The organism is Streptomyces sp. NRRL S-87 (assembly GCF_000719335.1).
In the GTDB taxonomy this organism is placed as follows: Bacteria; Actinomycetota; Actinomycetes; order Streptomycetales; family Streptomycetaceae; genus Streptomyces.
In genome coordinates this window covers 297,286-323,142 of record NZ_JOGB01000003.1, presented here as the reverse complement: position 1 = coordinate 323,142, position 25,857 = coordinate 297,286, and the positions used below count along the sequence as shown (strand labels likewise).

At 71.7% G+C, this 25,857-nt stretch carries 23 protein-coding genes and 6 tRNA genes; 12 read left to right on the top strand and 17 right to left on the bottom strand.

Annotation, left to right across the window (positions count from 1 at the left end):
• Nucleotides 1-216: 216 nt before the first annotated feature.
• The 5 genes from IF43_RS0103710 to IF43_RS0103690 form a co-directional block, all read right to left on the bottom strand.
• Nucleotides 217-2,202, bottom strand: coding sequence for a DEAD/DEAH box helicase (locus tag IF43_RS0103710; protein ID WP_234331925.1), 1,986 nt, complete (start codon nucleotides 2,200-2,202; stop codon nucleotides 217-219).
• Nucleotides 2,203-2,431: 229 nt separating this feature from the next.
• The gene (locus tag IF43_RS36010; protein WP_030193665.1) at nucleotides 2,432-2,992 is read right to left on the bottom strand and encodes a hypothetical protein; all 561 of its coding nucleotides are present in this window, start codon (nucleotides 2,990-2,992) and stop codon (nucleotides 2,432-2,434) included.
• A gap of 149 nt (nucleotides 2,993-3,141) precedes the next feature.
• The gene (gene crcB / locus IF43_RS0103700) at nucleotides 3,142-3,513 is read right to left on the bottom strand and encodes a fluoride efflux transporter CrcB (protein ID WP_030193657.1); all 372 of its coding nucleotides are present in this window, start codon (nucleotides 3,511-3,513) and stop codon (nucleotides 3,142-3,144) included.
• Nucleotides 3,510-4,007 (bottom strand): CrcB family protein, encoded by a 498-nt coding sequence (locus tag IF43_RS0103695; RefSeq protein ID WP_030193650.1) that lies wholly within the window; start codon nucleotides 4,005-4,007, stop codon nucleotides 3,510-3,512. Before IF43_RS0103695 ends, crcB begins: the two co-directional genes overlap by 4 nt.
• On the bottom strand, nucleotides 4,004-4,354 hold the full coding sequence (locus tag IF43_RS0103690) for a metallopeptidase family protein (protein WP_030193649.1): 351 nt from the start codon (nucleotides 4,352-4,354) through the stop codon (nucleotides 4,004-4,006). The genes IF43_RS0103695 and IF43_RS0103690 overlap by 4 nt, the downstream gene beginning before the upstream one ends.
• Nucleotides 4,355-4,481: 127 nt before the next feature.
• Between IF43_RS0103690 and IF43_RS0103685 the strand changes: the two genes are divergently transcribed.
• The 3 genes from IF43_RS0103685 to IF43_RS0103675 all read left to right on the top strand — a co-directional run bounded on the left by IF43_RS0103685 (nucleotide 4,482) and on the right by IF43_RS0103675 (nucleotide 4,761).
• A tRNA-Glu gene (locus tag IF43_RS0103685) sits at nucleotides 4,482-4,554 on the top strand.
• 37 nt (nucleotides 4,555-4,591) lie between these two features.
• Nucleotides 4,592-4,665, top strand: a tRNA-Asp gene (locus tag IF43_RS0103680).
• A gap of 22 nt (nucleotides 4,666-4,687) precedes the next feature.
• A tRNA-Phe gene (locus tag IF43_RS0103675) sits at nucleotides 4,688-4,761 on the top strand.
• Nucleotides 4,762-4,804: 43 nt separating this feature from the next.
• Here the strand turns inward: IF43_RS0103675 and IF43_RS0103670 are convergent.
• The 3 genes from IF43_RS0103670 to IF43_RS0103660 form a co-directional block, all read right to left on the bottom strand.
• Nucleotides 4,805-5,650, bottom strand: coding sequence for a cytochrome c biogenesis CcdA family protein (locus IF43_RS0103670; RefSeq protein ID WP_030193648.1), 846 nt, complete (start codon nucleotides 5,648-5,650; stop codon nucleotides 4,805-4,807).
• The gene (locus IF43_RS0103665; protein WP_051794614.1) at nucleotides 5,650-6,426 is read right to left on the bottom strand and encodes a thioredoxin domain-containing protein; all 777 of its coding nucleotides are present in this window, start codon (nucleotides 6,424-6,426) and stop codon (nucleotides 5,650-5,652) included. The genes IF43_RS0103670 and IF43_RS0103665 overlap by 1 nt, the downstream gene beginning before the upstream one ends.
• An 83-nt stretch (nucleotides 6,427-6,509) precedes the next feature.
• On the bottom strand, nucleotides 6,510-6,977 hold the full coding sequence (locus IF43_RS0103660) for a hypothetical protein (RefSeq protein WP_030193644.1): 468 nt from the start codon (nucleotides 6,975-6,977) through the stop codon (nucleotides 6,510-6,512).
• 109 nt (nucleotides 6,978-7,086) lie between these two features.
• Between IF43_RS0103660 and hrpA the strand changes: the two genes are divergently transcribed.
• Both hrpA and IF43_RS0103650 read left to right on the top strand, forming a co-directional pair.
• Nucleotides 7,087-11,010 carry an ATP-dependent RNA helicase HrpA gene (gene hrpA, locus IF43_RS0103655; protein WP_030193642.1) on the top strand — a complete coding sequence of 1,308 codons (3,924 nt, stop codon included), beginning with the start codon at nucleotides 7,087-7,089 and terminating at the stop codon, nucleotides 11,008-11,010.
• Between the two features lie 70 nt (nucleotides 11,011-11,080).
• Nucleotides 11,081-11,154, top strand: a tRNA-Asp gene (locus tag IF43_RS0103650).
• A gap of 826 nt (nucleotides 11,155-11,980) precedes the next feature.
• Here IF43_RS0103650 and bldC read toward each other — a convergent pair.
• Both bldC and IF43_RS0103640 read right to left on the bottom strand, forming a co-directional pair.
• Complete coding sequence (gene bldC, locus IF43_RS0103645; RefSeq protein ID WP_003949541.1) at nucleotides 11,981-12,187, bottom strand: developmental transcriptional regulator BldC; 207 nt, start codon at nucleotides 12,185-12,187, stop codon at nucleotides 11,981-11,983.
• 494 nt (nucleotides 12,188-12,681) lie between these two features.
• Entirely contained in the window at nucleotides 12,682-13,560 is an 879-nt protein-coding gene (locus IF43_RS0103640) for a hypothetical protein (RefSeq protein ID WP_234331924.1), read from the bottom strand.
• A 172-nt stretch (nucleotides 13,561-13,732) separates the two neighbouring features.
• Between IF43_RS0103640 and IF43_RS0103635 the strand changes: the two genes are divergently transcribed.
• Together IF43_RS0103635 and IF43_RS0103630 are read left to right on the top strand one after the other, a co-directional pair.
• A complete protein-coding gene (locus IF43_RS0103635; protein ID WP_324605082.1) occupies nucleotides 13,733-14,839 on the top strand; it encodes a Glu/Leu/Phe/Val dehydrogenase dimerization domain-containing protein in 1,107 nt (368 codons plus the stop codon).
• 294 nt (nucleotides 14,840-15,133) lie between these two features.
• Nucleotides 15,134-15,397 (top strand): DUF3073 domain-containing protein, encoded by a 264-nt coding sequence (locus IF43_RS0103630; RefSeq protein ID WP_030193633.1) that lies wholly within the window; start codon nucleotides 15,134-15,136, stop codon nucleotides 15,395-15,397.
• 119 nt (nucleotides 15,398-15,516) lie between these two features.
• On the opposite strand, the gene purM is transcribed toward IF43_RS0103630, so the two are convergent.
• Nucleotides 15,517-16,611, bottom strand: a complete 1,095-nt coding sequence (gene purM / locus IF43_RS0103625) for a phosphoribosylformylglycinamidine cyclo-ligase (RefSeq protein WP_030193630.1) — start codon at nucleotides 16,609-16,611, stop codon at nucleotides 15,517-15,519.
• Nucleotides 16,612-16,648: 37 nt separating this feature from the next.
• Nucleotides 16,649-18,166, bottom strand: a complete 1,518-nt coding sequence (gene purF, locus IF43_RS0103620; RefSeq protein ID WP_030193627.1) for an amidophosphoribosyltransferase — start codon at nucleotides 18,164-18,166, stop codon at nucleotides 16,649-16,651.
• A gap of 145 nt (nucleotides 18,167-18,311) precedes the next feature.
• Between purF and IF43_RS43660 the strand changes: the two genes are divergently transcribed.
• Together IF43_RS43660 and IF43_RS0103610 are read left to right on the top strand one after the other, a co-directional pair.
• The gene (locus IF43_RS43660) at nucleotides 18,312-18,407 is read left to right on the top strand and encodes a putative leader peptide (RefSeq protein WP_324605081.1); all 96 of its coding nucleotides are present in this window, start codon (nucleotides 18,312-18,314) and stop codon (nucleotides 18,405-18,407) included.
• A gap of 124 nt (nucleotides 18,408-18,531) precedes the next feature.
• Nucleotides 18,532-19,992: a sulfatase-like hydrolase/transferase gene (locus tag IF43_RS0103610; protein WP_030193624.1), complete on the top strand. Its 1,461-nt coding sequence runs from the start codon at nucleotides 18,532-18,534 to the stop codon at nucleotides 19,990-19,992.
• A 116-nt stretch (nucleotides 19,993-20,108) separates the two neighbouring features.
• Here the strand turns inward: IF43_RS0103610 and IF43_RS0103605 are convergent, their stop codons facing one another.
• The 5 genes from IF43_RS0103605 to purS form a co-directional block, all read right to left on the bottom strand.
• The gene (locus tag IF43_RS0103605; protein WP_051794613.1) at nucleotides 20,109-20,597 is read right to left on the bottom strand and encodes an META domain-containing protein; all 489 of its coding nucleotides are present in this window, start codon (nucleotides 20,595-20,597) and stop codon (nucleotides 20,109-20,111) included.
• 47 nt (nucleotides 20,598-20,644) lie between these two features.
• Entirely contained in the window at nucleotides 20,645-21,436 is a 792-nt protein-coding gene (locus IF43_RS0103600) for a maleylpyruvate isomerase family mycothiol-dependent enzyme (RefSeq protein ID WP_030193616.1), read from the bottom strand.
• Nucleotides 21,437-21,517: 81 nt separating this feature from the next.
• Entirely contained in the window at nucleotides 21,518-23,767 is a 2,250-nt protein-coding gene (gene purL, locus IF43_RS0103595) for a phosphoribosylformylglycinamidine synthase subunit PurL (protein ID WP_030193614.1), read from the bottom strand.
• On the bottom strand, nucleotides 23,764-24,444 hold the full coding sequence (gene purQ / locus IF43_RS0103590; RefSeq protein ID WP_030193612.1) for a phosphoribosylformylglycinamidine synthase subunit PurQ: 681 nt from the start codon (nucleotides 24,442-24,444) through the stop codon (nucleotides 23,764-23,766). Before purQ ends, purL begins: the two co-directional genes overlap by 4 nt.
• Before the next feature lie 2 nt (nucleotides 24,445-24,446).
• Nucleotides 24,447-24,698, bottom strand: a complete 252-nt coding sequence (gene purS, locus IF43_RS0103585) for a phosphoribosylformylglycinamidine synthase subunit PurS (RefSeq protein ID WP_037887251.1) — start codon at nucleotides 24,696-24,698, stop codon at nucleotides 24,447-24,449.
• A gap of 327 nt (nucleotides 24,699-25,025) precedes the next feature.
• Here purS and IF43_RS0103580 point away from each other — a divergent pair, with 327 nt between their 5' ends.
• From IF43_RS0103580 to IF43_RS0103570, 3 genes are all read left to right on the top strand, one after another.
• Complete coding sequence (locus tag IF43_RS0103580) at nucleotides 25,026-25,343, top strand: Lsr2 family protein (RefSeq protein ID WP_030193607.1); 318 nt, start codon at nucleotides 25,026-25,028, stop codon at nucleotides 25,341-25,343.
• 136 nt (nucleotides 25,344-25,479) lie between these two features.
• Nucleotides 25,480-25,551: transfer RNA gene (locus IF43_RS0103575), tRNA-Gly, on the top strand.
• Between the two features lie 79 nt (nucleotides 25,552-25,630).
• Nucleotides 25,631-25,703, top strand: a tRNA-Gly gene (locus IF43_RS0103570).
• Nucleotides 25,704-25,857: the final 154 nt, after the last annotated feature.

Sequence of the window (25,857 nt, the reverse complement as noted above, 5' to 3'; positions counted from 1 at the left end):
TGCGGGACACCACGTCCGGGCGCCCGTCGCCGCTGATGTCCCCCACGCCGACGCGACCCCGCCCTTGGCGCGGCTCCGCTGGCCGGATCGTAACAGTGGCCCCACCAGCCACAACAACCGATTCCACCTGTGCACACGACCAGGGCCCGCACGCCACCGAAGTGTCGTACGGGCCCTGGCCCTTCAGGCTCTGGTGCGCGTCAGGCGCAGCAGGCGTCAGCCGTTCCGCTTCCAGCGGGGCTTGTCGTCACGGCGACGGTCGTCACGGCGCTCGAAACGGTCGTCACGGCGCTCGAACCCACCGCGCTCGCCACCGCGGTCGTCACGGCGGAAGCCACCGGACGGACGGTCACCCCGGTCGTCACGACGGAAGCCGCCCGACGGACGGTCACCGCGGTCGTCACGGCGGAAGCCGCCACGGTCACCGCGGTCGTCACGGCGCTCGAAGCCACCGCGGTCACCACGGTCGTCACGGCGGAAGCCGCCACGGTCGCCGCCGCGGTCGTCACGACGGTCGCGGCGCTCGAAGTTGCCCCGCTCGTCGCGCTGGGCGCGCTCCGCACGGGCCTCGGCGGCGGCGGCCTCGGCGACCGCCTCGGCCAGCTCGGCCTCGGCCGCCTCGGCGACCTCGGCCACCGCGGCCTCCGGGTCCTCGCCGCGCTCGCGGGCGGCGCGGGCGATCAGGCGCTCGGCCTCCTCGCGCAGCTCGCCGGCGCGCTTGGTGAGCCGCTCCAGCTTGCGGGTCAGCTCGGCGACCTCGCGCTCGGCCTGCTTCGCGGAGTTGTTCGCGGAGTCGGCCTGGACCTCGGTCAGGGAGCGGGCACCGGTGATCTCGGCGACCTCGGGGTCGAAGGCGCCGGCGCCGCCGACGATGTGGCGCGAGGCGTCCACGCCCGCGTCCTCCATCAGACGGAAGATCTGGCGGCGCTGGTGCGGCAGGGCCAGGGAGACCACGACGCCGGAGCGGCCGGCGCGCGCGGTGCGGCCGGAGCGGTGCAGGTAGTCCTTGTGGTCGCCGGCCGGGTCCACGTTCAGGACCAGGTCGATGCCGTCGACGTGGATGCCGCGGGCGGCGACGTCGGTGGCGACGAGGACGTTGACGTAACCGTCCTTGAAGTCGGCCAGGGTCCGGGTACGGGCGCCCTGGGTCATGCCGCCGTGCAGCGCGTCCGCCTTCACGCCGGACTCGCGCAGCTGCTCGGCCACGCGGTCGGCGCCCAGCTGGGTGCGGACGAAGATGATGGTGCGGCCCTTGCGGGCGGCGATGGCGGCGGTGACCGGGGCCTTGTCCTTCGGCTTCACGACGAGGACGTGGTGCGTCATGGTCGTGACGGCGCCGGCGGACGGGTCGACCTCGTGCGTGACCGGGTTCACCAGGTAGCGCTTGACCAGGCTGTCGATCTCGTTCTCCAGCGTGGCGGAGAACAGCAGGCGCTGGCCGCCGGCCGGGACCTGGTCGAGGAGCTCGGTGACCTCGGGCAGGAAGCCCAGGTCGGCCATCTGGTCCGCCTCGTCGAGGACGGCGATCTTCACCTGCTCCAGGGAGCAGGCACCGCGGTTGATGATGTCGCGCAGGCGGCCCGGGGTGGCGACGAGGATGTCGACACCGCGCTCGAGGGCGTAGATCTGGTTGCCCATGGAGGTACCGCCGCAGACGACCTTCATCTTGAGGCCGAGCACGTCGCCGTAGGGCTGGAGCGCGTCCGCGACCTGCATCGCGAGCTCACGCGTCGGGGTCAGGATGACGCCGCGGGGCTTCTTCTTGTCGGTGTGGCCGCCGGCCAGGGTGGCCAGCAGCGGCAGACCGAAGGAGAGGGTCTTGCCGGAGCCGGTGCGGCCGCGGCCGAGGATGTCCTTGCCCGCCAGCGCGTCCGGGATGGTCGCGGCCTGGATCGGGAACGGGGTGGTGACGCCGTTCTGGGCCAGCTTGCGCACGACGCCCTCGGGCAGACCGAGGTCCGCGAAGGTGATGCCGGGCTCGTCGTCCCGGCCGTCCTCGTCCGCGCCGTCGACGTCGGCGTCGTCCAGGGCGTCGGTGAACTCGTCGGCCTCGTAGTCACCGTCGGCCTCGACGTCCTCGATCGCCACATCGGCGACCTGGGCCTCGAGCGCCTCGATGGTCTCGTCGATCACGACGGTCTCGACAGCCTCGACGGTGTCGTTCTCGGGCATGACGGAGCGGTCGGAACTGGAAATGGACATGCGAATGCGAAAACCTTCCGGAGTCTCGGCACGCGCCCAAACTCCGTGAATCGCAAATTCGACCGCCTTCATGCGGTCAGCCACGGCAAGGGAGAGTACGCGCCACACGGCGCTCTTCGGGTTCGGCGCCGGGCAATGGGATCAAACGATCTATAACCATACGCACCTCACCCCTCCCCTGGCAACTCGATCGGCCGAAGAAAGCCCCCGAGAGACCACCGTCACACCGCTACACGGGCCCTGCCTGCGGCGATGCCGAGGGCTCGGCCAGCGGCACCGGGTGCTCCGCGGCCGCCTGCGGCTGCGCCTCGGACGAGGGCGGCGGCGAGCTGGGCTCCGTGGTGGGCGGGTCCACCGGGGTGGGGCTGGGGGGCGTGGTCTCCGCGGGCTGCGTGGGGCCGCCGTCACCGCCGCCCCCGGGATCGCCACCGCCCGGTTCCGGCTCCTGGGGGCCCGTGCCCGGACCGGGGGCGGCCGGGCCGGAAGGGGTGGCACCGGCGGTGGGGCGTGCGCCGGGGGCGCCCGGGGTGGGGGTGGCGCCCGCGCCGGGCTTGCCGGCCGCGCCCGGCCCGGCGTCCTTCGCGGGCTCGGCCGCGTCCGCGCCGCGGCCGCCGGCGTGCCCCCGGCCGGCGTGCCCGCGGCCCGTACCGCCGTCCGGCTCCGCCGCGGCCCCGCGCTGCCCGGCCGACGGCGACGGCGCGGGCCGGCCTGCGTCGTCGCTCACACTCATGCAACCCGCGGACGCGGCCACCGCGAGCGCGGCGACGGCCAGTCGGACGGGAGCGGGCATCTGGCGCACGGCGGCACCTCCGGCAGCGGGGTCAGACGGGTCAATGTGCCCAACTCCCTTCACCCCCCGAGGGACACGCGTCCGGTGACATGCGCTGGTCTCGCATACCCGCCCGAACGAACACGGCCACGGTGGCCGGACCCAGGAACCTAGAGCAGCTGCTGCCCCAGCTCCGACCCCAGGTGCACGGCGCCCAGCCCGACCAGCACCGACCCCGCCACGTTCGCCACCGCCAGGAAGCGCCAGCCCCGTTCGGCCAGGCGCAGGGTCTCGTACGAGAAGGTCGAGTACGTCGTGAGCGCCCCGCACAGCCCGGTCCCCACCAGCGCCTGCGAGGCGCTCCCGGAATCGCCGGCCAGCACGGCGCCGGTCAGCACCCCGAGCACCACGGAGCCCGCGGCGTTGACCGTGAACGTCCCCCACGGGAACACCGAGTCGTGCCGGGACTGCACCGAACGGTCCGTCAGGTACCGCAACGGGGCGCCGACCGCGGCCCCGAGGGCCACCAGCAGCCAGTTCACCGCCCGTCCTCGCCCCGCGGCGCCCCGGCCCGCCGGGCCACCAGCGCCCGCGCGGTCGAGGCGGCCAGCCACACCGCCCCCAGCGCCCCCGCGAGCGTCCCCGCGGCGTACGCCAGCGCCGTGCCGGCCGCACCGCGGTCCAGCAGCCGCGAGACGTCCACCGCGTACGTCGAGAACGTGGTGAACCCGCCCAGCACCCCGACCCCGAGGAACGGGCGCACCAGCGGGTGCGCACTGCGCCCGCCCTCGCTGATCAGCACCATCAGCACCCCGATCAGCCCGCACCCGGCGACATTGACCGCAAAGGTCGCCCACGGGAAGTCCCCGGGCCCCGCCGGGAACGCCAGCACGAGCCCGTACCGCGCCAGCGCCCCGAGCACCCCGCCCGCGGACACCGCCGCCAGCACCGGCCCCTGCCGCTCGACGCGCTGCGCCGGTACGTGCAGGTCGACGTCCGGGTCGATCGCCTCCGCACCCGGGACCGGCCGGGTCACCCGTACCCCAGGGCGTGCAGCCGCTCGTCGTCGATGCCGAAGTGGTGGGCGATCTCGTGCACCACCGTGACCTCGGTCTCCTCGACGACGTCCTCCCGCGTCTCGCAGATCCGCAGCGTCGGGTTGCGGTAGATCGTGATGCGGTCGGGCAGCACCCCCGCGTACCACTCGCCGCGGTCGGTCAGCGGTGTCCCCTCGTACAGCCCGAGCAGCTCCGGGTCCGCCGCCGGCGGCTCGTCCTCGACGAAGACCGCGACGTTGTCCATCAGCCGGGTCAGCTCCGGCGGGATCCGGTCCAGGGCCTCCGCCACGAGCTCCTCGAACTCCTCGCGCGTCATCTCCAGCACCCGGTCATTCTCCCCCGTGCGGGCGCCTCCGGAGTGGCGGGGAGCAAACCGTTTTGGCGATCCCTCCCCCCATCCCATATGCTTCTCACGTCCCCGACGCGCTGAGAAGCGCCCAGGTGGGCCCTTAGCCCTCATCGTCTAGTGGCCCAGGACGCCGCCCTTTCAAGGCGGTAGCACGGGTTCGAATCCCGTTGGGGGCACGCTTTACCCTGTGCGAGAGTAATCTCGTACAAGCATGGTCCTGTGGAGCAGTTGGTTAGCTCGCCACCCTGTCAAGGTGGAGGTCGCGGGTTCAAGTCCCGTCAGGATCGCTGGGACCGGAAACGGTCTCGTGGCTGGGTAGCTCAGTTGGTACGAGCGATCGCCTGAAAAGCGATAGGTCGCCGGTTCGACCCCGGCCCCAGCCACAACCGGAAGGCCCCGTCCATCGGACGGGGCCTTCCTCGTGTCTCACCCCTCCGGGCCGACGGCCGCACGGGTTTCCGAACGCGCCCGGCGCCGGCGGACGGCCCCGAGCGCGGGCGCGGCCACGGCCACCGCGCCCAGCAGCGCCCAGTCGGGCACCGCGTCGGCGATCGTGCGCACCCGCGCCTCCACCGCGTACGAGTCGTCCACGTCCAGCAGGCCCGGCAGGGCGCTCGCCCCGTCGTACGCCAGGAACAGCGTGCCCAGGACGACGAAGAACGCGCCTGACAGCAGCGACGTCGTGTGCAGCCGCACCCGCCCCACGCGCACCTCCCGCCCCCGCAGCCACCGGCGGCGCCCCAGCTCGAAGCGCTCCCACAGCGCCGCGAGCAGGAACAGCGGCACCGCCATCCCCAGCGCGTACACGGCGAGCAGCAGACCGCCGTAGACCGGGCTGCCGCCCACCGCCGCGACGGTCAGGACGCTGCCGAGGATCGGCCCGGCGCAGAAGCCGGCCAGGCCGTAGACCGCGCCGAGGGCGTACACGGACAGCGCGGTGGTCGGCCGGATCCGCCCGGACAGCTCCGCCATCCGCCGGGAGGCGAAGCCGAGCCCGAGGACCTGCGCCAGTCCGAGCGCGACGATCAGCCAGCCGCCGGCCAGCACGAGCTGGTCCCGGTGGCCGTGGAAGAACCGCCCGGCGAACGAGCCCGCCGCGCCGAGCGGCACGAGGGTGGTCGCCAGCCCGGCGTAGAAGATGCCGGTCCGGGCGAGCAGCCGGGAGGCCGAGTCGATCGAGTACGCGAAGAACGCGGGCAGCAGCAGGGCACTGCACGGGGAGAGCAGCGCCAGCAGCCCGCCGAGGAACGCGGCCAGGTAGCCGATGCCCATTACTGCGCCGCCCCGCGCGCGGTGCCGCCCGGCGTCGCTCCGGCCGCGGCCCGCGCCCGGTCCCGGGCGGCCTCGACGGCCCGCCGGAAGGTCTCGGCCGGCTGGGCGCCGGCGATGGGCGTGGCGCCGACGAGGAACGACGGGGTCGAGGACACGCCGATGCCGTAGGCCTCGTCCTGGTCCTTCTGCAGGGCCTCCTGGGCGGCCGGGCTCTTCATGTCGCGCTCGAACCGGGCCTCGTCGGGAACCCCCGCCTGCCGCGCGAGCTCGCGCAGCCGGGCGTCCCCGAAGCCCTTCTCCTTGCTGCCCTCGGCGTACGCGGCGGCGTGGAACTGCCAGAAGCGGCCCTGCCGGCCGGCCGCCCAGGCCGCCTTGGCGGCCGCCTCGGACTCGGCGCCGAAGATGGGGTAGTTGCGCCATTCGATGCGCAGGGTGCCGTCGTCGACGTACTTCTTGACGAGGGCCGGCTCGGTGTCGCGGGCGAACTTGCCGCAGTAGCCGCAGCGGAAGTCGGCGTACTCGACCAGCACGACCGGCGCGTCGGCGCGGCCCTGCGCGAACGGGTCCTGCGGATCGCGCCGGGCGAGCGCGAGCAGGTGGTCGGTACGGCCGTCGCCGCCGCCGCCGGGCGTGGCGGACGCGGAAGCGGCGCCCCGGTCGGGCGCGGCGGCGTCACCGCCGCCGGAGTCGGCCTGCCAGGACGCCACGCCGAGGGCGAGGGCGGCGGCCGCCACGCCGGCGGAGACGAGCAGGGGCTTGAGGGCGGAGTCGGACATGCGGTGCTCCCGGTGGTTCGGTACGGGTGTGGAGGTGCGCGTGCGCGCGGTGCGGCCCCTCCGCGGCGGAGGGGGCGCGGCTCCTACACCCGCAGCACGGAGAGCTCCACCGGGCCGGGTGCGGTGCGTTCCGCGGTCCGTACGGGTGCCACGGCGCGGCCGTCCCGGGCCGGCCACGGTTCCTGGCCGGCGGCCCGTCCGGGGCCGGCGAGCCCGCGCTCGCACGGGGCGGACCGGCCCACGGCCCCGTCGTCCTGCCCGGCCCCGCCCGGCGCGCACCGGCGCCCGCCGTCAGGGACGACGTCGCCCTTCGGGGCGATCCCCCACCCTGCAGGGCGCGACGCGGCTGCGGGCCCGCCCTGCGCGGCCGGAGCGCCGCCCGGCAGGGCGACCCGAAGACCCGCGATCGGGACCACGCCGGCGGCGACCGCCGCGGCGGCCCCCGCCGGGACACCGGCCCCGACCAGGAGGCCCAGGCACGCCAGGACGAGCCCGACCGACACCCCCAGGGGCCGGGGCAGGCGCCGCCCGCGGCACGGCGGTCGCGGCATGCGGGGCCCTTCCGGAAGATCCAATGGGGGAGTCGTCCCGAAATGGTACGTCCCGCCCCGCGAAATGGGTTCGCCACCCGCAGCCCATCGGTGAGATCCTCGAGCAGGTATGTCTACTTCCTTCGCCGCCCTGCAGACCCAGCTCGCAGAGCTCTCGCTCCGCGACGCGCACCGACTCGGCCGCCGCCTCGACGGAGCCCGCCGCATCCGGAAGCCGGAGGCCCGCCAGGCGGTGCTCGACGAGCTCGCCGCCGAGGCCGGGAAGGCCGCCGAGCGGGTGGCCGCCCGGGCCGCGCGCCGGCCGTCGGTGACGTACCCGGAGAACCTGCCGGTCAGCCAGAAGAAGGACGAGATCGCCGAGGCGATACGCGACCACCAGGTCGTGATCGTCGCCGGTGAGACCGGTTCCGGCAAGACCACCCAGATCCCCAAGATCTGCATGGAGCTGGGCCGCGGCGTCCGGGGCATGATCGGCCACACCCAGCCCCGCCGGATCGCCGCCCGCACCGTGGCGGAGCGGATCGCGGAGGAGCTGAAGACCGAGATCGGCGAGACGGTCGGCTGGAAGGTCCGGTTCACCGACCAGGTCGACCCCGAGGCCACCTTCGTCAAGCTGATGACGGACGGCATCCTGCTCGCCGAGATCCAGACGGACCGCGAGCTGCGCGCCTACGACACGATCATCATCGACGAGGCCCACGAGCGCAGCCTCAACATCGACTTCCTGCTCGGCTACCTGGCCCAGCTCCTCCCGAAGCGGCCGGACCTCAAGGTCGTGATCACCTCCGCGACCATCGACCCCGAGCGCTTCTCCCGCCACTTCGGCGACGCCCCGATCGTCGAGGTCAGCGGCCGTACGTACCCGGTCGAGGTGCGCTACCGCCCCCTCCTGGAGGAGGACTCCGAGGACGCCGACCGCGACCAGATCACCGCGATCTGCGACGCCGTCGACGAGCTCCAGAAGGAGGGCCCGGGCGACATCCTGGTCTTCCTCTCCGGCGAGCGGGAGATCCGCGACACCGCGGACGCGCTCAACAAGCTGAAGCTCCGCTTCACGGAGGTGCTCCCCCTCTACGCGCGCCTCTCGCACGCCGAGCAGCACCGGGTCTTCCAGCCGCACACCGGCCGCCGCGTCGTCCTCGCGACGAACGTCGCCGAGACCTCCCTGACGGTCCCGGGCATCAAGTACGTGATCGACCCGGGCACCGCCCGGATCTCCCGCTACAGCCACCGCACCAAGGTGCAGCGGCTGCCGATCGAGCCGGTCAGCCAGGCCAGCGCCAACCAGCGCAAGGGCCGCTGCGGCCGCACCAGCGACGGCATCTGCATCCGGCTGTACTCCGAGGACGACTTCAACGCCCGGCCGGAGTTCACCGACGCCGAGATCCTGCGCACCAACCTGGCCTCCGTCATCCTCCAGATGACCGCGGCCGGGCTCGGCGAGATCGAGAAGTTCCCCTTCATCGACCCGCCGGACCACCGCAACATCCGCGACGGCGTGCAGCTGCTGCAGGAGCTGGGCGCGCTCGACCCCGAGCAGAAGGACGCGAAGAAGCGGCTGACCCCGCTCGGCCGCAAGCTGTCCCAGCTGCCGGTCGACCCGCGGCTGGCCCGCATGGTCATCGAGGCCGACCGGAACGGCTGCGTGCGCGAGGTCATGGTCATCGCGGCCGCGCTGTCGATCCAGGACCCGCGCGAGCGGCCCTCGGACAAGCAGACCCAGGCCGACCAGCAGCACGCCCGCTTCAAGGACGAGACCTCCGACTTCCTGGCGTACCTGAACCTGTGGCGGTACGTGCGCGAGCAGCAGAAGGAGCGCGGCTCGTCCTCGTTCCGCCGCATGTGCAAGCAGGAGTACCTGAACTTCCTGCGGATCCGCGAGTGGCAGGACATCTACTCGCAGCTGCGTACGGTCGCCAGGTCCATGGGCATCCACCTCAACGAGGAGGACGCGCCCGAGCAGAGCGTGCACGTCTCGCTGCTGGCCGGCCTGCTCTCGCACATCGGCCTCAAGGACACGGACAAGAACGAGTACCTGGGCGCCCGCTCCGCCAAGTTCGCGGTGTTCCCGGGATCGGCGCTCTTCAAGAAGCAGCCGAAGCTCCTGATGTCCGCGGAGCTGGTGGAGACCTCCCGGCTGTGGGCCCGGGTCAACGCGCGGATCGAGCCCGAGTGGGTCGAGCCGCTCGCCCAGCACCTGGTCAAGCGCACGTACAGCGAGCCGCACTGGGAGAAGGACCAGGCGGCCGTCATGGCGTACGAGAGGGTCACGCTGTACGGCGTGCCCATCGTGGCGCAGCGCAAAATCAACTACGGACGGATCGACCCGGAGGCCTCGCGGGAGCTGTTCATCCGCAACGCACTGGTCGAGGGCGACTGGCGCACGCACCACAAATTCTTCGCCGACAACCGCAAACTCCTCACCGAGGTCGAGGAGTTGGAGCACCGGGCCCGGCGCCGCGACATTCTCGTGGACGACGAGACGCTCTTCGATTTCTACGACCGGCGCATCCCCGAACACGTCGTCTCCGGCGCCCATTTCGACTCGTGGTGGAAGCACAAGCGGCGCGAGCAGCCCGAACTGCTCGATTTCGAACGCGAGATGCTCATCACCGAGAAGGCCGCCGGGGTCACGAAGGACGACTACCCGGACTCGTGGCGGCAGGGCCGGCTGAAGTTCAAGGTGACCTACCAGTTCGAGCCGGGCGCGGACGCGGACGGCGTGACCGTCCACATCCCGCTCCAGGTGCTGAACCAGGTGACCGAGGAGGGTTTCGACTGGCAGATCCCCGGCCTGCGCGAGGAGGTCGTCACCGAGCTGATCCGGTCGCTGCCCAAGCCGATCCGCCGGCACTACGTCCCGGCGCCGAACTACGCGGCCCGCTTCCTCGACTCCGTCGTCCCGCTGCAGGAGCCGCTGCCGGCCACCCTGGCGCGGGAGCTCCAGCGGATGGTGGGCGTCCCGGTGACGGCCGAGGACTTCGACCTCTCCCGCGTCCCGGAACACCTGAAGATCACCTTCCGGATCATCGACGAGCGGCGCCGGAAGATCGCCGAGGACAAGGACCTGGAGGCGCTCCGGCTCCGGTTGAAGCCGAAGGCCCGGCAGGCCCTGTCCCAGGCCGCCGCGGCCACCGCGGAGCGGGCCGGCGGCCCCTCCGTGGAGCGCACGGGCCTGAAGGACTGGACGATCGGCCGGCTGGAGCGGGTCTTCGAGACCCGGCGGGCCGGCCAGCCGGTCAAGGCGTACCCGGCGCTGGTGGACGCCGGCGACAGCGTCTCCGTACGGCTCTTCGACACCGAGGCCGAGCAGTACGAGGCGATGTGGCGCGGCACGCGCAGGCTGATCCTGCTGAACATCCCCGTCAACCCGGCGAAGTTCGCCTCGGACAAGCTCACCAACCAGCAGAAGCTCGCCCTGTCGGCCAATCCGCACGGCTCGATCCAGGCCCTCTTCGACGACTGCGCGACCGCCGCGGCGGACAAGCTGATCGCCGACCACGGGGGGCCGGCCTGGGACGAGGAGTCGTTCCGGAAGCTCTACGACCGCGTGCGGGCGGACCTGGTGGACGCGACCGTACGCACGGTCGGCCAGGTGCAGCAGGTCCTGGCGGCCTGGCAGGCCTGTGAGCGCCGCCTGAAGACCGCCAGGAGTCCCGCCCTGCTCGCCAACGTCCAGGACGTCAGGACGCAGCTGGCGGCCCTCGTGCCGGCCGGCTTCGTGACCCTGACCGGGCTCAAGCGGCTGCCCGACCTGATGCGCTACCTGGTCGCGGTGGACCGGCGGCTGCAGCAGATGCCCACGGGCGTCCAGCGGGACACCACCCGCATGGAGAAGGTCCACGAGATGCAGGACGAGTACGCCTGGCTGCTGGAGCAGCTCCCCAAGGGCCGACCGGTGCCGCCGGAGGTGCGGGAGATCCGCTGGATGATCGAGGAACTGCGGGTCAGCTACTTCGCCCACGCCCTCGGAACGGCGTACCCGATCTCCGACAAACGCATCATCAAGGCCGTGGACGCGGCCGCTCCCTGATCCGGTTCGACCGCACCCCCTCACCTGCTGTACAGTCTGATTCGCAGCCGCGCCAGCGGCCGCAGAGCAAGGTCCTGTGGAGCAGTTGGTTAGCTCGCCACCCTGTCAAGGTGGAGGTCGCGGGTTCAAGTCCCGTCAGGATCGCAGCAGGTCGAAGCCCGCATCCCCCGGATGCGGGCTTCGGTGCTTCTCGGGGCCGGGCCCTCGGACCGGTGCCGGCCCCGTCCTCCGCCGGCCCCGCGACGGCCCCGTTCCGCGCCGGTCCACCCGGTGTCCCCGTCCCGCGCCGGCCACCCGCCACCCTCGCGGCCGTCCCCGCGCCACCTCCGCTCCATCCCCGTGCCGTCCCCCGCCGCCCCGCGCCGACCGGATCCGCCCGACGCCACCCCCGGGTCCCGCCGAGGCCGCTCGGGGCCGCTCCAGGGGTGCGCCCGCCCCGCCCGCCGCGTCGGGCGTGTCGGGCCCGTCGGGAGCGCCGGAGGCCGCGACGGCCGCATGGACCTCGGGGGGCGCGCGGAAAGATTTCGTGCGCCTCTCACGCCCCGCGTGTTTCGACGTCACCCGAAAGTGGAATGGACAATTCCGTAAGGTCGGCGCAAAAGTCCCCCGTCCGCATGACCGGTCTCGACCGAGGAGTCCCTTTACGGGGCCAATGCCGGAATGACAAGGGGCAACTGATGTGACAGGTGTCACCACATGAGTTTTTGGAACCAGGGCACTTATGGCGCCCCTACGTCGCGTCGATTTTGTATGTGCAATGGCACCTGGCCGCGGCCGCCGGCGCGGGGCACAAAAAAGATCGCGCTGGACCCGGCGGAGTCCAGCGCGATCGGACGACTTCACACCTGCCGAGCAGGGGCTGAGGACCTGTTGGGGCAGGTCCCGTCGTATGGAGCTGTGTGGGTCAATCGGGTTGGGGGACCCGATTAAGTCCCGGTAAAACGGGGTGCTGTGTTACTGGGGCGGTAACTCAGGCCTCGCTGCGCTGCTGCGGAATTCCCGCCAGCAGGGCGCGGACCTCAGCCTCGCGGTAGCGGCGGTGCCCACCCAGGGTGCGGATGGACGTGAGCTTGCCAGCCTTGGCCCAGCGGGTGACCGTCTTCGGGTCCACGCGGAACATGGTGGCGACCTCAGCCGGGGTCAGCAGCGGCTCGGCATCAGGGGTGCGAGCGGTCATGAGCGGCCTCCTCGGGAGAACCGAACCAATCTCGGTTCTTTCCTCTAAATTCTGCACCTTGGCCCGCGTTGCCCGAAATGGACATACGCGGGCCGAGTCGGTTATAGGACGAACGGCTTGTCCTCGGCACTACAACTACACCATCTGTCCAGCCACGTCGGCCAAACCGATGGAATTGCCCTCTGAGGTGTTCATCCGCGACGGAAGCCGATGGACCCACCCATAACGGACAGTCACCTGACAGTGACGATCAGTCACAGCGCAATCGGGGGCCATCTCACCCCCCATAGTGTGCAATACCAAGCATTCCGCCCATTCTTGGGCGGAAGGAACCCTCCCCGGACTCCTTGTCCTATTTTGGCACGAGGGTAGGGGAACGGCGCAAGGGTGTAGTTAGTGCGGTCCGTCACGCTTGGGCCAATGGCCCGGATCGGGACGTAGGTCCCGGACCGACCTCCCGAGTTCCGTAAGGACCCCTTTACGCACCCCGCCCGTCAGTTCGCGAACAGCCGCTCCCGGACCGCCCGCCAGCGCGTGGCCAGCAGCTCGTACGCCTCCTCGGCGGCCGCCGCGTCGCCCTCCCGCAGCGCCGCCAGCCCGCCGGCGAGGTCGGCGGCCGACCGGTCCCCGGCCAGCCGGTCCTCCGGCACCCCGTGCACGAGACCGCCGTAGTCGAGCTCGATCATCGAGCCCGGGTGGAACTCCTCGAGCCAGCGGCCCACGTCCACCAGCCCCTCGGCCAGCGCCGCGTAGCCCTCGGCCCCGCGCAGCGTCCGCAGTGCCCGGGCCAGCCGCCGCCGGCCCTGCACCATCGGCGCCCGGTACCGCAGCCGCTCCCCCGGAACGTACTCGCGCTCATCGTCCGTGAAAAGCACGAACCAGCGCAGTGGCACCTGCCACACCGCGGACCGGATCCACGGGCGGGCGTCCGGGTTCCGCTCCCGCCAGCGCTCGTAGTCCGCGGCCGCCTGCACCCGCACCACCGGCGGCAGCGCCCCGTCCAGCACCGGCGCCGGGAACTGCCCCCCGGAACCGCCCGGACCGGCCCCGGCCAGCTCCGCCAGCGCCAGCCAGGCCCGCAGCCGGGTCCGCCAGGGACACACCAGCAGCACCCCGTCCACCTCGGCCACGAACGCGTCCGCGCTCTCGTGCACCGGCACCCCCACCGGCGGCACCGGCACCAAGTCCGCCAGGGCGCGGCGCAGTTCGTCCTGGTACGACGGGATCTCCGGGCGCCGCGCGTACTGCGACCAGTGCGTGCGCTCGGGCTCCGGGAAGGCCCCCAGGGGCTCGTACACGCGCAGGTAGGAGGCGTACGGGACGGTCAGCGCCGACCGCGCGGAGGGCGCCCGGGACTCGGAGGATTCGGTCACGCCTTCGTACTCCCCGGCCGCGCGCCCGCGTACTCCGCGCGCGGCCGGGAACCGGCCCCGGTACTCCGCCGGAGGGTGATCTCGGGCACTGGGCCCTTCGGGTGGCCCCTTTGGTCTTACCCTGCTCCTACACGCCCTCCCCACCCATAGGAGGGCCCCCCGCCGCATCTCTATGGGAGTCACCACCGTGACCGAAATGACCGACGGCGTCCTGCACACCCTGTTCCGCACGGAGCAGGGCGGCCACGAGCAAGTCGTGCTGTGCCAGGACCGAGCCACGGGCCTCAAAGCCGTCATCGCCATCCACAACACCGCCCTGGGCCCGGCCCTCGGCGGCACGCGTTTCCACGCGTACGCCTCCGACGAGGAGGCGGTGCTCGACGCGCTGAACCTCTCGCGCGGCATGTCGTACAAGAACGCGCTCGCCGGTCTCGACCACGGTGGCGGCAAGGCCGTCATCATCGGTGACCCCGAGCTGATCAAGACCGAGGACCTGCTCCTCGCGTACGGCCGGTTCGTGGACTCCCTGGGCGGCCGCTACGTGACCGCCTGCGACGTCGGCACGTACGTCGCGGACATGGACGTCGTGTCCCGCACCACCCGCTGGGCCACCGGCCGCTCCCCCGAGAACGGCGGCGCCGGCGACTCCTCCGTGCTCACCGCCTACGGCGTCTTCCAGGGCATGCGGGCCAGCGCCCAGCACGTCTGGGGCGACCCGACCCTGCGCGGCCGCAAGGTCGGCATCGTGGGCGTCGGCAAGGTCGGCCACTACCTGGTCGAGCACCTGCTTTCGGACGGCGCCGAGGTCGTCATCACCGACGTCCGCCAGGAGTCGGTGCAGCGCATCCTCGACAAGCACCCGCAGGTCACGGCCGTGGCGGACACCGACGCGCTGATCCGCACCGAGGGCCTGGACATCTACGCCCCCTGCGCGCTCGGCGGCGCCCTGAACGACGACTCCGTCCCGGTGCTCACCGCGAAGATCGTCTGCGGTGCGGCGAACAACCAGCTGGCCCACCCGGGCATCGAGAAGGACCTCGCCGACCGCGGGATCCTCTACGCCCCGGACTACGTGGTCAACGCCGGCGGCGTGATCCAGGTGGCCGACGAGCTGCACGGCTTCGACTTCGACCGCTGCAAGGTCAAGGCCACGAAGATCTTCGACACCACTCTGGAGATCTTTGCTCGCGCGAAGGCGGACGGCATCCCGCCGGCCGCCGCGGCCGACCGGATCGCCGAGCAGCGGATGGCCGACGCCCGCGCCGCGCGCACCGCGTAGCGCCCCGGGTCCCGGACGCAAGTGCGGCCCGCCGGAGTGCAGCGAGACATGACTCACTGCACTTCGGCGGGTCGTGCCGCGATTAGGGGCTAAAATCGCAGCTGACCAGCGAGTACGGGGCGACTCGCCGGTACTGCTCCGGCGCGCGTCATGCGGGCGACGTACCGTATGGCCGCGGAAGCAGGTACCGTTGAAGCCCTACGGACCGGTCTCTCCACGGAGAGCCCGTTCCGAATCATGAACGCGTGTCAAGACTCTGGGGCCGTCGAGCCCCGTCACCGAGGGGGTCGAGCCATGGGGCGCGGCCGGGCAAAGGCCAAGCAGACGAAGGTCGCCCGCCAGCTGAAGTACAGCAGCGGCGGGACTGACCTGTCGCGTCTGGCCAACGAGCTGGGCGCATCGACTTCGCAACCGGTTTCGAACCAGCCGCCTAACGGCGAGCCGTTCGAAGACGAGGACGAGGACGACGACCCGTACGCCCGCTACGCGGAGCTGTACAACGACGACGAGGACGAGGACGAAGAGTCCGGTCCGTCGTCGCAGCGTCGCGGTGCTTGACGGCTGATCTCCCAGCTCACCGCACCCGCACGACACAACGTCACAAACACAGAACCCGGTCCAGGGCAGCGCCCCGGACCGGGTTCTGTGCTGCCCGGGGGCAGCACAGCCGATGTGTCTCAGCCCGCGTAGGACCCGGTCAGGGTGGCACCCTCGGTGTGCTCGCCCCGCTCGGTGATCTCGCCGGCCACCCAGGCGTCGACGCCGCGGTCGGCCAGCGTGGTCAGGGCGACCTCGACCGACTCCTGCGGGACCACGGCCATCATGCCGACGCCCATGTTCAGGGTCCGCTCCAGCTCCAGCTGCTCCACCCGGCCGGCCTTGCCGACCAGGTCGAACACGGCACCCGGGGTCCAGGTGGTGCGGTCGACCGTGGCGTGCAGGTGGTCCGGGATGACCCGGGCGAGGTTCGCCGCGAGGCCGCCGCCGGTGATGTGCGAGAACGCGTGCACCTCGGTGGTCCGGGTGAGCGCCAGGCAGTCCAGCGAGTAGATCTTGGTGGGCTCGAGCAGCTCCTCGCCGAGGGTGCGGCCGAACTCCGGGACCTGCTGGTCGAGGGCCAGCCCGGCGCGGTCGAAGAGCACGTGCCGGACCAGCGAGTACCCGTTCGAGTGAAGACCGGACGACGCCATGGCGATGACGGCGTCCCCCGTACGGATGCGATCCGCACCGAGCAGGCGGTCGTACTCGACCACGCCGGTGCCGGCACCGGCGACGTCGAAGTCGTCCGGTCCGAGCAGGCCCGGGTGCTCGGCGGTCTCGCCGCCGACCAGGGCGCAGCCGGCCAGGACGCAGCCCTCGGCGATGCCCTTGACGATGGCGGCGACCCGCTCCGGGTGGACCTTGCCCACGCAGATGTAGTCGGTCATGAAGAGCGGCTCGGCGCCGCAGACGACGATGTCGTCCATGACCATCGCGACCAGGTCGTGGCCGATGGTGTCGTACACGCCCATCTGCCGGGCGATGTCGACCTTGGTGCCGACGCCGTCGGTGGCGGAGGCGAGCAGCGGCCGCTCGTAGCGCTTGAGGGCGGAGGCGTCGAAGAGGCCGGCGAAGCCGCCGAGGCCGCCGAGGACCTCGGGGCGCTGGGTCTTCTTCACCCACTCCTTCATCAGCTCGACGGCACGGTCACCCGCCTCGATGTCGACGCCCGCGGACGCGTAGCTGGCACCGGTGCCCGCCTGCGCAGCAGGCTCGAAGGACTCAGCAGACATGGGGTTGAGAACTTTCGTGTCGTACTGCGTGGGGGGGTTACGGGCGACGGAGCGCGTCGGCGGCGTCGGTGCCGCCCGCCAGCTCGGTCTCCAGCAGCTGCTTGCCCAGGAGCTCCGGGTCGGGCAGCTCCATGGGGTACTCGCCGTCGAAGCAGGCACGGCAGAGGTTCGGCTTCTGGATCGTGGTCGCCTCGACCATCGCGTCGAGCGAGATGTAGGCGAGGGAGTCCGCGCCGAGGGACTTGCCGATCTCGTCGACCGACATGCCGTTGGCGATCAGCTCCGCGCGGGTGGCGAAGTCGATGCCGAAGAAGCACGGCCACTTCACCGGCGGGGAGGAGATCCGGATGTGGACCTCGGCGGCGCCGGCCTCGCGGAGCATCTTGACCAGGGCGCGCTGGGTGTTGCCGCGGACGATCGAGTCGTCGACGACCACCAGGCGCTTGCCCTTGATGACTTCCTTGAGGGGGTTCAGCTTCAGACGGATGCCGAGCTGGCGGATCGTCTGGGACGGCTGGATGAAGGTCCGGCCGACGTAGGCGTTCTTCACCAGGCCGGAGCCGTACGGGATGCCGCTGGCCTCGGCGTAGCCGACGGCGGCGGGGGTACCCGATTCCGGCGTCGCTATCACGAGGTCGGCGTCGACCGGCGCTTCCTTGGCCAGGCGGCGGCCCATCTCGACGCGCGAGAGGTACACGTTCCGACCGGCGATGTCCGTGTCCGGGCGGGCCAGGTACACGTACTCGAAAACGCAGCCCTTGGGCTTCGCTTCCGCGAATCGCGAGGTGCGCAGACCGTTCTCGTCGATGGCGACGATCTCACCCGGCTCGACCTCGCGGACGAAGCTGGCGCCGCAGATGTCGAGCGCGGCGGTCTCGGAGGCGACGACCCAGCCGCGCTCCAGGCGGCCCAGCACCAGCGGGCGGATGCCCTGCGGGTCGCGGGCGCAGTACAGGGTGCCCTCGTCCATGAAGACGAGGGAGAAGGCTCCGCGGACCTTGGGCAGGACCGCGGCCGCGGCTTCCTCGATGGTCAGCGGCTTGCCGTCGGCATCGACCTGGCCGGCCAGGAGGGCCGTCACGAGGTCGGTGTCGTTGGTGGCCGCCACCTGGGTGGCGCGGCCGTCCTGCTTGGGCAGGTCCGCGACCATCTCGGCGAGTTCGGCGGTGTTCACCAGGTTGCCGTTGTGACCCAGGGCGATAGAGCCGTGGGCGGTCGCACGGAAGGTCGGCTGCGCGTTCTCCCACACCGAGGCTCCGGTGGTGGAGTAGCGGGCGTGACCGACCGCGATGTGGCCCTGGAGGGAGCCGAGGGAGGTTTCGTCGAAGACCTGGGACACGAGGCCCATGTCCTTGAAGACGAGGATCTGGGAACCGTTGCTCACAGCGATGCCCGCGGATTCTTGTCCGCGGTGCTGCAGTGCATACAGTCCGAAGTAGGTGAGCTTGGCGACCTCTTCACCCGGAGCCCAGACACCGAAGACGCCGCAAGCGTCCTGGGGGCCCTTCTCGCCGGGGAGCAGGTCGTGGTTGAGTCGTCCATCACCACGAGGCACACCTCGAGTCTAGGCGACGTCGACCACTGGTCCGAATTCGGGAGGGCCGGGAAATCTCACAGCACAGAGGGTGACGGAGTGCCTCCGTCTCGCTATTCGGATCACTTGTTGACTTATCCAAGTGATCCACCGGAGGCTCTGCTCCATGCAGCCTCTCGGTGACGTGATCGTCACCCTCGTCGAGCGCCGGCACGTCGACCTGGTCCGTGTCGCGAGCGCCATCTGTCGCTGCTCCGCGTAGTCACAACTCTTTATCCCTTTCCCGGGTTTCCCTGCTTTCCCTCCGTCCGCCCCGCTCCGCCGTGCCGCGCGCCGTCCCGCGCCCCGCCGCGCGCGGGATACGACGGCTACGCCTTGGAGCTTTCGTGTCTTCCTCTGACTCGCCCCTGTCCCGCCGTGCCTTCGGCGGCGCCGTCGGGGCCACCGCCGCGACCGCCGCCGTCCTCGGGACCACCACCCCGGCGACGGCCGCCGGGGGCCCCGCGGCCCCCGGTTCCACCGCCGCTCCCGGCCCCTCGGACGGCCCGTACGAGCGGTCCGGCGAGCGCCCCTTCCGGGCCGCCCGCCACCGCCGCTCCGGCCGCCCGAACGTCCTGGTGATCCTCGGCGACGACCTCGGCTGGGCGGACCTGTCCGCGTACGGCTCCCCGCACATCGCGACCCCGAACCTCGACCGCCTCGCCCGCCAGGGCGTGCGCTTCACCGACGCCTACGCCGGCTCCGCGACCTGCTCCCCGACCCGCTTCAGCCTCTACACCGGCCGGTACCCGGGCCGGACGAAGGGCGGCCTGGCCGAGCCCATCGCCGACCGCTCGGTCGGCCTGGAGCCCACCCACCCCACGCTCGCCTCGCTGCTGCGCGGGGCCGGCTACGCCACCGCGCTGATCGGCAAGTGGCACTGCGGCTACCTGCCCGACTACAGCCCCACCAAGTCGGGCTGGGACGAGTTCTTCGGCAACTTCGGCGGCGCGCTGGAGTACTACTCCAAGCTCGGGCTCGGCGGCGAGTACGACCTGTACGAGGGCGACGCGGCGTACAAGGACCTGCGCTACTACACCCGGATCCTCACGGAGCGGGCCAGCGAGTACGTCGCCCGCGACCACGACCGGCCCTGGCTGCTGAACCTGAACTTCACGACCCCGCACTGGCCCTGGATCGCCGACGGCGACGAGGCGGAGAGCGCCGAGATCGTCCGCCGCATCCGGGCCGGCGACGCCCGGGCGCTGTGGCACCAGGACGGCGGCTCGATCGGGAAGTACAAGGAGATGGTCGAGGACCTCGACCGGTCCGTCGGCGAGGTGCTGGACGCGCTGCGGCGCTCGGGCCGGGAGCGGGACACCCTGGTCCTCTTCGCCAGCGACAACGGCGGCGAGCGCTTCTCCCACAACTGGCCGCTGTCCGGCAACAAGGCCTCCCTCCAGGAGGGCGGCATCCGGGTGCCCACGATCCTGCGCTGGCCCGCGCGGATCGAGGGCGGCCAGGTCAGCCACGAGCCGGTGTTCAGCCCGGACTGGACCGCCACCCTGCTGGAACTGGCCGGGGCCCGCCCGCACCCGGCGTACCCTCTGGACGGCACGAGCCTGGCCGGCTACCTGCTGCGGGGCCAGGAGCTCGCGGAGCGGGACCTGTTCTGGCGCGTCCGCGGCGAACGGGCGCTGCGCCGCGGCGACTGGAAGTACTACCGCGGCAAGGGCGGCCGGGACCAGCTGTTCGACCTGGCCGGGGACGTCCGCGAGCAGGCCGACAAGGCGGCCCTGGAGCCGGCCCGGCTGGCCGCGCTCCGGGCGGCCTGGGAGGAGACCGACGCCGGGCTCCTCCCCTACTAGCCGGTCCGCGGCTACTGGCCGGGCCCGCGGCTGCTGGCCGGTCCGCGGCGGGGCCTGCGCGCGGAACCGGTCCGCCGCCGGCGGGGCCTGCGCACGGATGCGGGCCCCGCCCGGGATCACTCCGCGGTGGCGCGCAGGCCCTTGCCCTCGGCGCCGGTCAGGGTCAGCGTGCCGGCCTGGACGCCGTAGGTGACGGGACCGCTCAGCACGCCCGTCACCGCCGCGTCCAGGTCGGCGTACGGGCCGGTGCAGGAGGCGCCGGTGGCGGCGATCGGGCCGAACTGGATGGTCGAGCCGGTGGTCTTGGCCGTGGTGTGGAAGTCGTTGCATCCGGTGCTGCCGTGGGCCGTGCCGTCCTGGCCGATCACGAGGTACGCCTTGCCGCCGCTGCCGGCCGGCAGCGAGGCGGCGGCCTTGCCCGTGAGCAGGCCGGTGACGTTCCAGCGGGTGCCCGTCAGCGGCGCGGACTTGGGCCGGGCGGCGGTGTCGACCACCGTCTTGCCCTTGGCGTCCGCCTCCGTCGTGGACGTGGCGGTCCCGCAGCCGGACAGCAGGAGGGTGGCGGCAGCGGCCGCGGTCGCGAGGATCACGTGGTGGGTACGCATGCCCCTCTGACGGGACTCGCCCCGAACCGGTTCCCCCGCTTGTCGGATCAGCTCATCACCGGCAGGAACGCCTCCAGATCGGCCCTCTCGCCGCTGGCGCCGACCCGGGCTCCGGCCACCGCCTCGGCCCAGCCGAGCCGCCCGGTGGCCAGCCGGATCCACGTGAGCGGATCGGTCTCGACGACGTTGGGCGGGGTGCCGCGGGTGTGCCGGGGCCCCTCGACGCACTGCACCACGGCGAAGGGCGGGACGCGGACCTCGACGGAGCCGCCCGGGGCCTTCACGGCCAGGGCGTCGGCGAGCACCCGTACGCAGGTGGCCAGGGCCTGCCGGTCCAGCGGGACCGCGCCGCCCAGGGCGCGGTTGAGGTCGTCGGTGTGGACGACGAGCTCGACGGCCCGCGTCACGACGAAGTCGGCGACCGTCATGCCGCCGATCCACAGCCCGAGCAGCCGGTCGCCGGGCAGCACGTCGAGCAGCTCGGAGAACCGCTCGCCGGTGCGCGCGTACAGCGCGGCCAGCGGTTCGGCCTCCTTGTTGCGGTGCGCGTCCTCGATCCGGTCGCGGATCGGCTCGGTGGCGAACGGCCAGCTCTGCACGGTGACTTCCGCCGTCGCCGCCGGCGGCCGGGCGGCCGCCGCCGACAGCGAGCCCACCGCCCAGGCGATGTGCGCGGCCAGGTCGCGCACGGTCCAGCCGCCCAGCCCGGCGGGCAGGGCGAGCTGGTCCTCGGTCAACTCCCCGACGGCCGCGGCCACGTGCGCGAACTGGGCGCGCACCGCCGCCCTGGTCTTCGCGGGGTCGTAGCTGCGGGCCCGGGGCTTGCGAGGAGTCGGCATACGGCCGAGCGTACTGGCCGGGCCGGACACCGTACGGGAGTACGGGATCCGGCCCGGCCGGGGGCGTCCGGTGCCTGCCGGTCAGGCCAGGAGGGCCGGGATGGTCGCCTCGTGGGCCTCGCGGAGCTCGGCCAGCGGGATGCTGAACTCGCCCTGGACCTCGATCTCCTCGCCGTCCACGACGCCGATGCGGGTGGCCGGGAGGCCCCGGGCGCCGCACATGTCGGTGAAGCGGAGCTCCTCGCTGCGCGGGACGGCCACGATCGCGCGGCCCGCGGACTCGGAGAAGAGGAAGGTGAAGGCGTCCAGACCCTCCGGGACCACCACGCGCGCGCCGTTGCCGCCGCGCAGGCAGGACTCGGTCAGCGCCTGGACGACACCGCCGTCGGAGAGGTCGTGGGCGGCGTCGACCATGCCGTCGCGCGAGGCCGAGATCAGGATCTCGGCGAGCAGCTTCTCGCGGCCCAGGTCCACCTGGGGCGGCAGGCCGCCGAGGTGGTCGTGGACGACCTGGGACCAGGCCGAGCCGCCGAACTCCTCGCGGGTGTCACCGAGGAGGTACAGCAGCTGGCCCTCCTCCTTGAACGCCATCGGCGTGCGCCGGGTGACGTCGTCGATGACACCGAGGACCGCCACCACGGGGGTGGGGTGGATCGCCGTCTCGCCGGTCTGGTTGTACAGGGACACGTTGCCGCCGGTGACGGGCGTGCCCAGCTCCAGGCAGCCGTCCGCGAGACCGCGGGTGGCCTCGGCGAACTGCCACATGACACCCGGGTCCTCGGGGGAACCGAAGTTCAGGCAGTCCGACACGGCCAGCGGCTTGGCACCCGTGGCGGCGACGTTGCGGTACGCCTCCGCGAGGGCCAGCTGCGCGCCGGTGTACGGGTCGAGCTTGGCGTAGCGGCCGTTGCCGTCGGTCGCCATGGCCACGCCGAGGTTGGTCTCCTCGTCGATGCGGACCATGCCGGCGTCCTCGGGCTGCGCCAGGACGGTGTTGCCCTGCACGAAGCGGTCGTACTGGTCGGTGACCCAGGACTTCGAGGCCTGGTTCGGCGACGAGACCAGGGCGAGGACCTGCTCGCGGAGCTCGGCGGAGGTCTGCGGGCGGGGCAGCTTGTTCGCGTCGTCGGCCTGGAGGGCGTCCTGCCAGTCCGGACGGGCGTACGGGCGGTGGTAGACCGGGCCCTCGTGGGCGACGGTGCCCGGGGGCACGTCCACGATCTGCTCGCCGTGCCAGAAGATCTCCAGGCGCTCGCCGTCGGTCACCTCACCGATGACGGTGGCGATGACGTCCCACTTCTCGCAGATCTCCATGAAGCGGTCGACGTGCTGCGGCTCGACGATCGCGCACATGCGTTCCTGCGACTCGCTCATGAGGATCTCCTCGGGCGAGAGCGTCGCGTCACGCAGCGGGACCGTGTCGAGCTCGACGCGCATGCCGCCGGAACCGGCCGAGGCCAGCTCGGAGGTGGCGCAGGACAGCCCGGCGCCGCCGAGGTCCTGGATGCCCGCGACCAGCTTCTCCTTGAAGATCTCCAGGGTGCACTCGATGAGGAGCTTCTCCTGGAAGGGGTCGCCGACCTGGACGGCGGGGCGCTTGGTGGGCTTGGTGTCGTCGAAGGTCTCGGACGCGAGGACCGAGACGCCGCCGATGCCGTCGCCGCCGGTGCGGGCGCCGTAGAGGATGACCTTGTTGCCGGGGCCGGAGGCCTTGGCGAGGTGGATGTCCTCGTGCTTCATGACGCCGATGCAGCCGGCGTTGACCAGCGGGTTGCCCTGGTAGCAGGCGTCGAAGACGACCTCGCCGCCGATGTTGGGCAGGCCCAGGCAGTTGCCGTAGCCGCCGATGCCCGCGACGACGCCCGGCAGGACGCGCTTGGTGTCGGGGTGGTCGGCCGCGCCGAAGCGCAGCGGGTCGACGACGGCGACCGGGCGGGCGCCCATCGCGAGGATGTCGCGGACGATGCCGCCGACGCCGGTGGCCGCGCCCTGGTACGGCTCGATGTACGAGGGGTGGTTGTGCGACTCGACCTTGAAGGTGACCGCGTAGCCCTGGCCGACGTCGACGACGCCGGCGTTCTCGCCGATGCCGACGAGCATGGCGTCGTTCTCCGGGGCCTTCTCGCCGAACTGCTTCAGGTGGACCTTGCTGCTCTTGTACGAGCAGTGCTCCGACCACATGACCGAGTACATGGCGAGCTCGGCACCGGTGGGGCGACGGCCCAGGATCTCGCGGATCCGGGCGTACTCGTCCTCCTTGAGGCCGAGCTCCTGCCACGGCTGGGAGGCGTCGGGGGTCTCGGTCGCGTTCTTGACGGTGTCGAGGCTCATGCGCTTACCAGCTTCTTCAGGACCGAGGTGAAGAACGGCAGGCCGTCGGTGCGGCCCGTCCCGACCAGCGGCTCGACCGCGTGCTCGGGGTGCGGCATCAGGCCGACGACGTTGCCCGCCGCGTTGGTGATGCCGGCGATGTCGTTCAGCGACCCGTTGGGGTTGAAGTCGAGGTAGCGGAAGGCCACGCGGCCCTCGCCCTCCAGTTCGTCCAGGGTGCGCCGGTCGGCGACGTAGCGGCCGTCCATGTTCTTGAGCGGGATCGAGATCTCCTCGCCCTGCTCGTAGTCGCCGGTCCAGGCGGTCCCGGCGTTCTCGACGCGGAGCTTCTGGTCGCGGCAGATGAAGTGCAGGTGGTTGTTGCGCAGCATCGCGCCCGGCAGCAGGTGGGCCTCGGTGAGGACCTGGAAGCCGTTGCAGATGCCGAGGACGGGCATGCCCGCCTTCGCCTGCTCGATGATCGTCTCCATGACCGGCGAGAAGCGGGAGATGGCTCCCGCGCGCAGGTAGTCGCCGTAGGAGAAGCCGCCCGCGAGGACGACCGCGTCGACCTGGTGCAGGTCCTTGTCGCGGTGCCAGAGCGAGACCGGCTCGGCGCCCGCGAGGCGGACGGCACGGAGCGAGTCACGGTCGTCGAGCGTTCCGGGGAACGTGACGACTCCGATGCGAGTGGTCACCGTCAGTCCTCGACCTTCACGGTGAAGTCTTCGATGACGGTGTTGGCGAGGAACGTTTCGGCCATCTCGTGGATGCGGTCGAGGGCGGCCTGGTCGACAGGTCCCTCCACCTCGAGCTCGAAGCGCTTCCCCTGGCGGACGTCGGCGATCCCCTTGAAGCCCAGGCGCGGCAGTGCACGCTGCACCGCCTGGCCCTGGGGGTCGAGGATCTCCGGCTTGAGCATGACGTCGACTACGACGCGTGCCACGGGCACTCCCGATGGATGGTTGGTGCGGCGGTTCCTTCAGCGTACCCGCCCGAAATTTCTACGCGGGTAGATATCCGCGGGGCCGTCCGGGTGGCACGTTTCGCCCGCACCAACACTTCACAAAATCGCCCGGAAAACCTCCCGTACAGGATTGCGGTGGGACACGCCAGCACAATTAACTGGGCTTCACAATGCATTGGGAATCGCGGTACAAAGGAATCCTCAGGGATTCAGCGACAAACCGGCATTGTTCCGAAACATCCATACAGTCGGCATCACCGCACGTCACAGCGGCGTGAGTACGGCGGGTGCCGCGCGAAGGGACCGATATCCGTGGCGCAGCGCGTAGTAGTCACGATCTCCGACGACCTCGATGGCGGAGAAGCGGCGGAAACGGTTGTCTTCGGCCTTGACGGTAAGTCGTACGAGATCGACCTCAATCTTGCCAACGCAAAGGAACTGCGCGAGAGCCTCGCCCCGTACGTGGCGGCCGGCCGCCGCCAGGCGCGCTCCGGCAAGACCTTCAAGCACACCGCCCTGGCACCCGACCCGGCCGTGGTCCGCGCCTGGGCCCGGTCCAACCAGCTCGACGTACCGCCGCGGGGCCGGATCCCCAAGAAGGTGTACGAGGCCTACACCGAGGCCCACTGAGGACCGCCGGCGACCGCCGGCGGTCGCCGGGCCACCGCCCCGACCCCCGCGATTTGCCAAACCCCCCTCGCGATCGGCTAGTGTGTGGATCACGCCGAAGGGGCCGAGACCGCAGGTCAGAAGCCCACGAGGTCGTGCGGGTGTAGTTCAGTAGCAGAACATCCCCCTTCCAGGGGGAAGGCGCAGTGTGCGATTCCTGTCACCCGCTCTGCATCTCTTTACCAACCACTTCGGTGGATCGGGTAGAGTGGTGCTCGCACCGCCCGGTGAAAGCCGGTCGGAGGCATGCGGACGTGGCTCAGTTGGTAGAGCATCACCTTGCCAAGGTGAGGGTCGCGAGTTCGAATCTCGTCGTCCGCTCAGGAAGAAGGCCCGGTCATCGACCGGGCCTTCTGCGTTTCCCCGTACGGGATTCCCCGACCCGCGGCCCGCGTTCCCACCGACCCTGACAAATGTCAGGAGGGCCGGTGACATCACGCACTGCCCGCCGCACCGGGGCGCCGGAAACCTGGAG